The 9,669-nt window shown below is 46.5% G+C and carries 13 protein-coding genes; 1 reads left to right on the top strand and 12 read right to left on the bottom strand.

The window, feature by feature from the left end; genetic code table 11:
* Positions 1-23 precede the first annotated feature (23 nt).
* From dapB to QD47_RS23770, 3 genes are read right to left on the bottom strand one after another with little or no spacing between them, the layout of a single operon-like run.
* Positions 24-827 carry a 4-hydroxy-tetrahydrodipicolinate reductase gene (gene dapB, locus QD47_RS23760; protein WP_044648451.1) on the bottom strand — a complete coding sequence of 268 codons (804 nt, stop codon included), beginning with the start codon at positions 825-827 and terminating at the stop codon, positions 24-26.
* 30 nt (positions 828-857) lie between these two features.
* A complete protein-coding gene (locus tag QD47_RS23765; RefSeq protein ID WP_025685879.1) occupies positions 858-1,376 on the bottom strand; it encodes a tetratricopeptide repeat protein in 519 nt (172 codons plus the stop codon).
* A 50-nt stretch (positions 1,377-1,426) separates the two neighbouring features.
* Positions 1,427-1,756, bottom strand: a complete 330-nt coding sequence (locus QD47_RS23770) for a nucleotide pyrophosphohydrolase (RefSeq protein ID WP_044648452.1) — start codon at positions 1,754-1,756, stop codon at positions 1,427-1,429.
* A gap of 205 nt (positions 1,757-1,961) precedes the next feature.
* Between QD47_RS23770 and QD47_RS23775 the strand changes: the two genes are divergently transcribed.
* Entirely contained in the window at positions 1,962-2,831 is an 870-nt protein-coding gene (locus QD47_RS23775; RefSeq protein ID WP_044648453.1) for a YitT family protein, read from the top strand.
* Positions 2,832-2,907: 76 nt separating this feature from the next.
* On the opposite strand, the gene QD47_RS23780 is transcribed toward QD47_RS23775, so the two are convergent.
* The 9 genes from QD47_RS23780 to QD47_RS23820 form a co-directional block, all read right to left on the bottom strand.
* A complete protein-coding gene (locus QD47_RS23780) occupies positions 2,908-3,753 on the bottom strand; it encodes a sporulation protein YpjB (protein WP_044648454.1) in 846 nt (281 codons plus the stop codon).
* An 84-nt stretch (positions 3,754-3,837) separates the two neighbouring features.
* Positions 3,838-4,734 carry a GNAT family N-acetyltransferase gene (locus QD47_RS23785; protein WP_044648455.1) on the bottom strand — a complete coding sequence of 299 codons (897 nt, stop codon included), beginning with the start codon at positions 4,732-4,734 and terminating at the stop codon, positions 3,838-3,840.
* A 48-nt stretch (positions 4,735-4,782) separates the two neighbouring features.
* A complete protein-coding gene (locus tag QD47_RS23790; protein ID WP_044648456.1) occupies positions 4,783-5,442 on the bottom strand; it encodes a DUF1405 domain-containing protein in 660 nt (219 codons plus the stop codon).
* Between the two features lie 173 nt (positions 5,443-5,615).
* A complete protein-coding gene (locus QD47_RS23795) occupies positions 5,616-5,795 on the bottom strand; it encodes an IDEAL domain-containing protein (RefSeq protein WP_025682222.1) in 180 nt (59 codons plus the stop codon).
* Between the two features lie 22 nt (positions 5,796-5,817).
* On the bottom strand, positions 5,818-6,324 hold the full coding sequence (locus QD47_RS23800; RefSeq protein ID WP_014282075.1) for a gamma carbonic anhydrase family protein: 507 nt from the start codon (positions 6,322-6,324) through the stop codon (positions 5,818-5,820).
* A 51-nt stretch (positions 6,325-6,375) separates the two neighbouring features.
* Positions 6,376-7,485, bottom strand: coding sequence for a hypothetical protein (locus QD47_RS23805; RefSeq protein WP_044648457.1), 1,110 nt, complete (start codon positions 7,483-7,485; stop codon positions 6,376-6,378).
* 165 nt (positions 7,486-7,650) lie between these two features.
* Complete coding sequence (locus QD47_RS23810) at positions 7,651-8,253, bottom strand: histidine phosphatase family protein (RefSeq protein WP_044648458.1); 603 nt, start codon at positions 8,251-8,253, stop codon at positions 7,651-7,653.
* Between the two features lie 70 nt (positions 8,254-8,323).
* Entirely contained in the window at positions 8,324-8,950 is a 627-nt protein-coding gene (locus QD47_RS23815) for a hypothetical protein (RefSeq protein ID WP_044648459.1), read from the bottom strand.
* Positions 8,947-9,543: an RNA polymerase sigma factor gene (locus QD47_RS23820; protein ID WP_014282079.1), complete on the bottom strand. Its 597-nt coding sequence runs from the start codon at positions 9,541-9,543 to the stop codon at positions 8,947-8,949. Before QD47_RS23820 ends, QD47_RS23815 begins: the two co-directional genes overlap by 4 nt.
* Positions 9,544-9,669 lie beyond the last annotated feature (126 nt).

Below are 9,669 nucleotides of genomic sequence, written 5' to 3' on the forward strand. Positions count from 1 at the left end.
TCGTCAATTCATTCGCGTTATTCTTAATCAATGTAATGCTCAAATCCATACACAAGTCCGGGTTGCTCCATTACCTTTTGAATGCCGATTTTGACGCCGGGCATGTAGCCTGCCCGTTCGTAGGAGTCCTGACGAATTTTAAGGGATTGTCCAAATCCTCCGAAAATAACTTCCTGTTGTGCGAATACACCGGGAAGACGGACACTGTGGATACGGAACCCTTGGTAGTAGCCGCCGCGTGATCCTTCGAGTGTTTCTTCCTCCTCCGGGCTCCCTTGACGCAGCTCCTGACGCTGCTCAGCGATCAGTTCTGCGGTCTTAATTGCCGTTCCCGATGGCGCGTCCAATTTCTGATCGCCGTGATATTCGATAATCTCCAAATGAGGGAAGTATTTAGCAGCTTGAGCCGCAAACCGCATCATCAAAATAACGCCTATTGAAAAGTTAGGCGCAATCAGACCGCCAATTTGCTGTTCCCGGCACTGCTTGTCCAGTTCGTCAATCTGTTCCGGTGTAAATCCTGTTGTCCCGATAACTGGACGAACGCCATGTTTGATCGCAAGCGCTGTATGTGCGTACGCAAAACGAGGACCTGTAAAATCGACCATCACATCCGGGCGACTATCCAGCAAAGCATGCTCCACATCCTCAACAATAGCAACGTCCGCTTCCGGAAGTCCGACGAGAAGGCCGGCATCACTGCCGGCGTGCGTTCTGTTTACTGCGGCTACCAGCCGAAGTTCTTCATCCTGGAGAACCAATTTGACAACCTCACGGCCCATACGCCCGGCTGCTCCAACGACAGCCACTTTTATTTGCTCTGGCATATCTTACAACTCCTTACGCATCAATTCGTGCTAGATCTGTTCATTCATTTGCTGGCATAACTTCTTCATGAGATTGGCAAGCTGTTCATTGTGAGGAAACAAAGCGGCCGCCTCACGAGCAGCCTGCACAGCCAGCTTATATTCATTCATTTCAGCATAAACCAATGCAAGCAGCATAAAAGCGTCACCACATAGCGGATCAAGGGCAATTGCCCGTTCCAGCAGCAAGATTGCATCTCTGCGCACCTGTGGCGTAGCTTTATCGACATCCAGCATCTTTCTGGCTTTCTCCGTCTGCTGTCTGGCCTCCAGCGTATGCAAATGCAGCACATATTCATCCTGCTGCGGGGCCAGACGAACCGCATCGCCCGCATAAGCAAGCGCTTGCTCTATCCGCCCGCTGCGGGCATAGGTGACCGAACAGCGGAAATAATGCTCCGCATGATCAGGCTGGGCGGAAATCGCTTTTTCAAACCATTCCACGGCCTGCTCAAAATCGTTCTGTAAAATACACTGATAAGCTTTCTGAACGTATTCCTCCGCCTTCATGACACTGCACCTCCGGGTAACCGGTTTGGTACAGCATATGTACAAAACGCCTAAACGGTGTCCTTTTTGGTCCAGCGATTTGCGTCACGTGTGTTAAATTTATGCATGACCTTATCATGAGCATCGGTCAAATTAATACCAAGCGAGTTTGCAAAGCAGACCGTGATGAACAAAATGTCTCCCAATTCCAGCTCAATCGAATTGTCGGCCTCATCCGTTTTTTTCGGTTTCTCGCCAAAGGAATGATTGACTTCTCTGGCCAGCTCCCCGACTTCCTCGGACATCCGGGCCAGCATTGCCAGCGGGCTGAAATATCCTTCTTTGAATTGGGAAATATATTGGTCTACCTCACGTTGAATTTCATCAAGCGATTTTTCCATGAAACACAATCCCCTCTAATGTGCAGGTTTATTCATATGTTATCGTAAAGCACATTTGAAAACAAATATTTTTTAATGTGAATTTACTCACATCATGCAATCGTCAGTATTTTAAAGCTACTGTAAAAAGGTATACTAAACTTAAGGATCTACGATCTATCCATATCAAGTCGTTCATCACCAATTTGCTACTGCGAGGGATTATATGAAAACATCCAAGTCTATTGAACAGCTTAAAATCATTTTACCCATTGTGCTCGGCACTGCTATTTATGCATTCGGCCTGCTTTATTTCATTATACCCAGCAAACTGATGGAAGGCGGCATCACAGGCATCACCCTCCTGCTGAACTATGCTTTCTCGATTTCCCCATCCCTTTCTACATTACTCCTGAACATTCCTCTATTTTTAATCGGATGGAAAATGCTTGGCGGCAAGCAAATTATTTATACCGGGGTTGGCATCGGGGCGCTCACTTTTTTTCTGTGGTTGTTTGAAAAAATGATTCACCTCGGGTGGATGGGCACGTTTCAGACCGAGCACGATTTTATACTTTCTTCATTATATGCCGGGGTTACGCTCGGGGCCGGGCTAGGTATCGTATTCCGGTTTGGCGGTACCACCGGCGGGTCGGATATTATTGCCCGTATTTTGAACCGAAAGTTTGGCTGGAGTATGGGAAGAATTTTGCTGGTGATTGATATCGTCATCATCGGCGCATCGCTGCTGTACATACCTAAGGAAAAAATCCTGTATACGCTGGTCGCTGTGTTTATCGCATCGAAGATCATTGATTTTATTCAGGAAGGGGCCTACTCCGCCAGAGCCTTTATGATTATCAGTGACCATACGATGGATATTGCGGATATCATTACACGGGATATGGATCGCGGTGTTACTATTATTCCGGCTATGGGTGCATTTTCCAAGCAGACCAAGCATGTTGCTTACTGTGTCGTATCCCGTCAGGAAATACGACGTTTGCATCAAATTGTGAAATCGGTTGATCCACGAGCGTTCATCATCATTCAGGATGTGCATGATGTACACGGGGAGGGCTTCAAAGAGGAATAGCCCGGAATTCCGGGCAAGTGGTCAGGCGTATATTCATTGGATCAATGACAGCGAAGTTCGTTGCAGCAGTTCAGTCTTAACGGGAGAAACCGGAGCGATATTTACGGTAACCCACATAAGCAAGTGTCAGCAGGATCATCAGGCCAATTGCCAGTTCTGCTCGTCGCTCGCTTTCATATGGGATGAATGGAGCCAACGCGGTAGCGTCTTTTTCACGTCCAAACAAGGCATTAAACGTCGGATTTCCCTGCTCTAGTGCCCCTCTAATCGCTGAAGCATCCACATTTTGCTGATCTCCCAATCCTTTAACGTAAGAAATCCATGAATCTGCTCGAACAACCTCTGTTGTTTTACCGCTGATCAACGCCGCCGTCCGGATCGTCTCGTAATGATCCTCCAGCACTGCTGCTCCGGCGGCGAAACCCTTCATATTTCCTTTAGCAAACTGGCTATTTAAGCCGCTGACATCTTCTTTTAAAATTTTATAATACTGCTGCCATAATGGCTGGCGCGGATGCGCTATCGCATCTGCCGCAAGTCGCAAATTGGCAGCGGCCTTTACCCATTCATCCGGCGATGCTTGCACGGATTGTGTAGCTTGCTGTACCTCAAGGATACTGCCGGACAAAGCATGAATGGCCTCCACAGACAGTGCAGCCTGTACCTGACCCGTGCTGAACCATCGGCTTACCTCCGCTACATCGGCGCGTGCTTTTTCAATATTCCCATCCATTACATCCCGGTACAACATCGCAGCCGCACGATCCAGTTCTTCTATTTCCTTTGCATTACTGGTGGACTTGGGCTGATCCCGCGCTTCCGCAATGCCCGGAGGGAAACAAACGGAAAGCGACAAGACCATAGATAACACAACTCCCGAAACGACACGCAGCACACCACGAAACGCCTGACTCCAAACCATGGGACATCCCTCCTCACCTTACTGTATGGCAAGGTTACAGGGACTAGAACTTGGCTTTAGCGTGCTGCTATCTTCCAGGGCAGGTTATGCCCGTGACAAAATAGGAAACATCAGTTTATGTTCTGTACATATACTTTCATTGTTAGATCTATAAAATAGTGTGGTATCTTCTTGATTCAGAAGAGAAATTTCGCAACCGTCCATCGGCTCTGGCGTAAAGCCAAAAACAATTTTCTTCGTTTCTTTTTCCATGACTACAGATAAAATCAATTCTATAGGAATATCCCCCGTTCCAAAAATATCGTAACAATTCATGATATTTTCTTCAAAATCCATAATGACAATCGTGTCATACAGAGGGATATAGAACACCTTATCTTTAAAAAAAGAGGTGCAATAGAACAAAATTAACCATTCACTGCTTTCCATAGAAAAATATGAATAAGGATTTAAAGAGGAACATTTTCTTTTCAATAGCTGTAAATCTGACGTCGCCTCCATGTTCAATTTTTTAACTGGAACGTCCATGCTTTTATCTGGTGCTTTCCGGGTACATTGATACTCTTGTGCAGCAGCAAAACCAAATTTAGGATAAAAATCCTTCACATCATCATTCGCAAAAAGATACATTGCATCACAATTCCCATGCCAATCCTGTAGCACACGTTCTATCAAAAAGCGACTCAGCCCTTGATTCCTGTAGTTAGGATCTGTCATTACGGTTCCGATTTGAATAAATTTCTTCTGTTCACCTGACAAACTAAAATCCATCAGACTCACAGATACATTAGCCACCACGCAATCCCCATCTAACAGTGCATAAGGAATATATTTTTCATCCCAGAATCCTAATTGATGCCAAACTTCAAAATTCAGATCAAAACTTTGTTTTGCTAATTGGTTAAAGCTCTTTCTTATTTTAAGATCATCACGAATTTCCTTTTTAAATCTATATTCTTTTTTATTTATAACGATATCCATTAATAATTCTCCAATTCGTAAAAATTAAATCATAAAATTAATATTAGACTATTCAAATGATTTGGCCTTATTAAGTGAGGAAGCCATTCGATCACGCACATACATGGCTAGCCATGAAGCTGCAATACTGAAAAGGGTCAGCATATAGGTAAAAGTACGCACTTGTGGTACATCATCCGTTAGCGTCCTCGGAAGATACGGATATATGCCGAATGTATAATCGACCGTATCATTTAACAGTGTCCACAAAGCTGCTACGCACAGAGCCGTCCATTTGCACGTAAAAAAACGAACGAACAGCAAGGCTTCGACTGCCATTGCCGTATGAGATGCTACCAGCATCCAATCCTGCCATATCATATGCCCTCCCTGCGCGACACCCCAAAAAATAATAGCTGAGGCCCAGATGCCGTATTTTACACTCGTAACCACAGCTAACGCCTCCATCAGCTGGCGAATGACCTTCAAGCCCTTCAGGCGCGGAGGATAAAGCAGAAATAATACAGAAATCGTAAAAAACAGGCTGGCCGTCGGACTATCAGGTACAAATACAATCTGCCATATCGGGTGGAAGTTTAGCGTGTATTCCAATTGCCCTCCATACCATATGTACCCATACACGGTTCCAACCAGGTTACACCAGAACAACAGCCACAAAAAAGGCCGGCTCGTCAAGAACGACCGGCTCCACAAATAAGACAACGACACGTCCTCATCCTCCGTTCATACGATAGATAGCCCCGTACAGGCTCCATCCTACAAAGACTATATCATATAAAAGCGTATCAAAAAAACCTGGCCGCTGCTACGGTCAGGCTTGATGATTATGGTCTTGTATTGCCAATTCGTCTGTTACCCAAGGTCAGATCTCCTGAAAAGGCTCAATTGATCGCTTTCAGTTCATCCGTAAGATGACGAAAAGCTACTTCATCTCCGGAGGCCAGCGCCTCATCAATATCCTTGTAGAGCTTTTCACTCCGGTGTTTACGTAATGCCTCGTCCAAAACCATTTCAGCAGACAGGCCCAACATTACTTCATAAGTAACCTTCATTTTATCCATAGGATGCACCTCCAACATGAGTTTAAGAGATCCTATATTCTTTTCCTTTCGCCACATAGCTGAGTGCCGTCCGTGACATCCGCTGCAAATCTGCGTCTGTCAATTCTCGCACCACTTTGGCAGGTGTACCGAGAGAAAGAGTATAGGGTGGTATTTTGGTATTTTCCGTAACGACCGACCCTGCTCCTATTAAAGCATATTCACCAAGCTCAGCTCCGTTGAGTACAATGGCCCCCATACCGATTAAAGTGCCTTTGCCTACCGTACAGCCATGGATAATCGCAGCATGTCCCACCGAAATATCATCCGCCAGCACCAGGGGCTGGTCCGTGTTCACATGTCCCACGACACCGTCCTGAATATTGCAGCGTTCACCGATGATGACAGGCGCCATATCCCCGCGCAGTACGGCATTGAACCAAACTGAGGAATCTTGGCCGATCGTTACCTTTCCGACAATTTTTGCTCCTTCTGCCACATAGACAGATGAATGGAGCTGTGGCATGTTCCCGTTATAGTGAATCAGCACCAACTTCACCCTCTCATTTTGGGTGAATTCTATCAACATGTATGCTGCTTGTCAATGGAGCCGCATACCCGGGTCGTTCCGCCCAATGCGGTACTCCCCTGCCAGCTTCAGCCCCCAGGCGGTCATCTGCACAGATGGCCCCGTCGAATGCTCACCCAGACGAAGCATACCCAAGTGGAGCATCATTCGTATAATTCTCTGATCAAAAACCGAACGGGGCGTATCATAGTAGAACGGTCTGATCAACGGGCCGATATGTACAAAAAGTGACTCCGAGGACGTCCAGGGCCTGGCACATTCTCCTATCCAATAGACCAGAGAAAGTAGATTGGGAACGGCTCCTTTATACAATCTTAACCAAAACCTGAATAGCTGTATCATCTCATCCTCGATCACGTACTCCCTGCGTTCCTCCCCCTTTGCCGTCAGCACAACACGATCCCCCTTCTCCTCAATAAACCTGGAGTGACGGGCATAATCATATAGCAACGCCATTCGGTCGGGATAAAACTTAAAGGAGGAGCCATATCCAAAACGCCAGCCTCCTTTACCTAAAAGCGGCTCGGCAATATGCAAATGCTCCATCAGTTGCTGCTGATTGCGACGATACCAAGCCCCCTCGGGGTTAAGCGGAACTTCATGCTGCTCCATGTACTGAAGGAAAAGTCGTAAATCCTCCGCCAAAAGATGTCCTTCATCCCGGTACGACGTTGGCTCACTTACCCGGATCATTCCGTTTTGCAAGTCTTGTACCATGACACGACGGAAACGATCTTTCATGTCCAACGGAATTTGATACAAATACCTCGTATTGTGCGTCGAACCGTTGAATAGCCAGCCACTGTTGCGTAAACGGGCCACGATGTCCCGCGGTCGCTCATCGGAATCCCCATTCTCCTCGGCAGATTGTTTGGCAACCGCAATCAATTCCTCCATACTGAAATAAGGTCGGTCATCGAATAGCAGTGCGTTCAAAAACCTTACCTCTGACAGCTTTAGCTCCCTGACTTGCATCTCAAAAAAACTGCTGCTGCCGAGCTTTGTCAAAATGCCCTGGATCAGCTCATGTTTGGAATTGGGCTTACAGTCACATTCGTAATACACCGCGATTCTGTTCAAATGCACAATATCCGCAAATGTCAGCATATCCGCCAGATTCATCGTTCCATCGCCTCGTCACTGGACTGTCATCCGGAATTGATTCTTACCTGTTGTACCCACAGCTTTGACGGAATGTTCAGACTCTAAACCTCTTTTTTACAAAGCTATAATTAAAAAATAAAAAGACCACGGTTTCTACGCTGAGTAGAAATTCGTGGTCTTTCGTCAACCTTTTGAGTTACAATCGCTTTTTTCCTGTAAATGTCTGGTGCAATTATACAACAGCGGCGTCCAATCCGTATCCTCACGCTGGAGAACACTCAGTGACAGATTACCAATTCGTTCCGTAAACTTTTCCTGATACAAAGCCTTATACAAATTAGCCAAAAAACCACCATGAGAAACGACCAGCAGGTTCTTGTCCCGATTTTCCGACCAAATGGCCTCCATAAAAGCCAACCCTCGAAGTTGAAGAGCTTCATCACTCTCCTGTCCCAGATCCAGCAGATGCCAGTCGCTCCCCCACTTCTTCTCACGCTCGACCTGCGTCATGCCCTCGACCTGACCATAAGCACGTTCTCTCAGCCGATCGTCCGGCTCCAGCAAAGGAAGATGAAGAGCAGATGCAATAATCTCTCCCGTCTCCTTGGCTCTCGAAAGGCTGCTTGTAATAAGTCCATCCCAATGATAGGACTCATCTTTTAAACGTTCTGCCAACAAGCGTGCCTGCTGGCGCCCTTCCTCATTCAACGGAATATCACTGTGGCCCTGGATTTTACCTACCGCATTCCAATCCGTTAATCCATGTCTGATCAAGCCAATAAGCATCGTGTTGTTTCCTCCGCTATTTAGTTATTCAGGCATTGTTATGAATCCGTATTGGAGCCCAGCTATGCTGCTAATTTCTAACCCGTCTCGCACGATGAATCCAGCCCAGAGAAAATAAGGCAAGCGCAAGTGCCAACACAGACAACAACATCCAATATTGCGGGTAAGTAGGAACAATGCTTGCAACCAGCGGGTCCATAATGCCACTATTCACATCTTTAATATGGTATTGATATTGTGGAGATGTACTTGTAGTTTCTAGCAAGCCTGTCGGTAAAATACCCGTATCCATGACAGGTGCCGCTTGAGGAGGATTTTCTTGAGAGGAGCTTCCATTCCAGTTCAAAAACAAAAAGCTACACAAAAATACCGCCAAAAAGCCGGCGATCCACACGGACATATACTTACGAGATGCAGGGTTCACACGCGCACGCCGATGCTCGCCGGGAACAAGCCACGGTGACTCTTCATAAATCCGATCCATGACCCTGCGATTCATTGCTTCCGCCTGCTCATCTGTTATCTCAAAGGAAATATCGCGAATAGCGGATCCACTTTCTTTTGACAAATTCCACTCATTTTCTTTCGAACCATGCTCCCATCCGGCAGACGAGCTTTTGGCCCGTCTGTGCTCCGAGTCTTGTTTCGATACATTTTTGCCTGTAGCGAACAAATCCTCAGCGTCCCTGGATTTCATTGGCTGCTCATCCCTTCGTTTTCCTCATAGAGAGGCTCAAAAAAATAAGGCTCCAACTGCGTCTTCACACTGGTTCTGGCCCGAAAAAGCAACGATTTCACCGCACTGACTGTCTGCCCCAAAATCGTAGCAATCTCCTGATAGTCCAATTGCTCGTATTCTCGTAAAATCAGCGCAGACCGCTGCTTCTCTGGCAATCTGTTGATCGCTTCACGAACCATCTCTACCTTCTCGCCGCGAAGGACGGCCTGCTCTGGAATCACATCCAATGGAGCAACCGGCACATAACCGCTCTCCTCCAATGGAACCTGACCGCTACGATGCTTGCGAAGCTCGCTCAGCACCGTATTACGTGCAATCGTATATAACCATGTGGAGAACGATGCATCTACCTCGCGAAAAGAGTGCAGGCTCCGGTACGCTTTATAAAACGTCTCCGAGCATAAGTCCTCAGCGATCATTTCCAGGTTCGAACTTTTCAGCATATGATAAACAAAAGCTAAAATTTTACGTTGGTGCCGCCTCATTAATTCTGAATAAACCTCAACATTTCCTTGTTTGATTTCCTGAATCATCTGGGAATCTGTCATCATCCGAGTGAGACCCTCCTCGCCCATACATGTGCTGTTCTCCCATCCGATTCTGTCTATATATACCGAACAGGCCAAAAAAAGTTGCGCACTCTGCGCAAATGGATGAAACAGCATCAGTCGTCGTGT

The organism is Paenibacillus terrae (assembly GCF_000943545.1).
GTDB lineage: Bacteria > Bacillota > Bacilli > Paenibacillales > Paenibacillaceae > Paenibacillus > Paenibacillus terrae_A.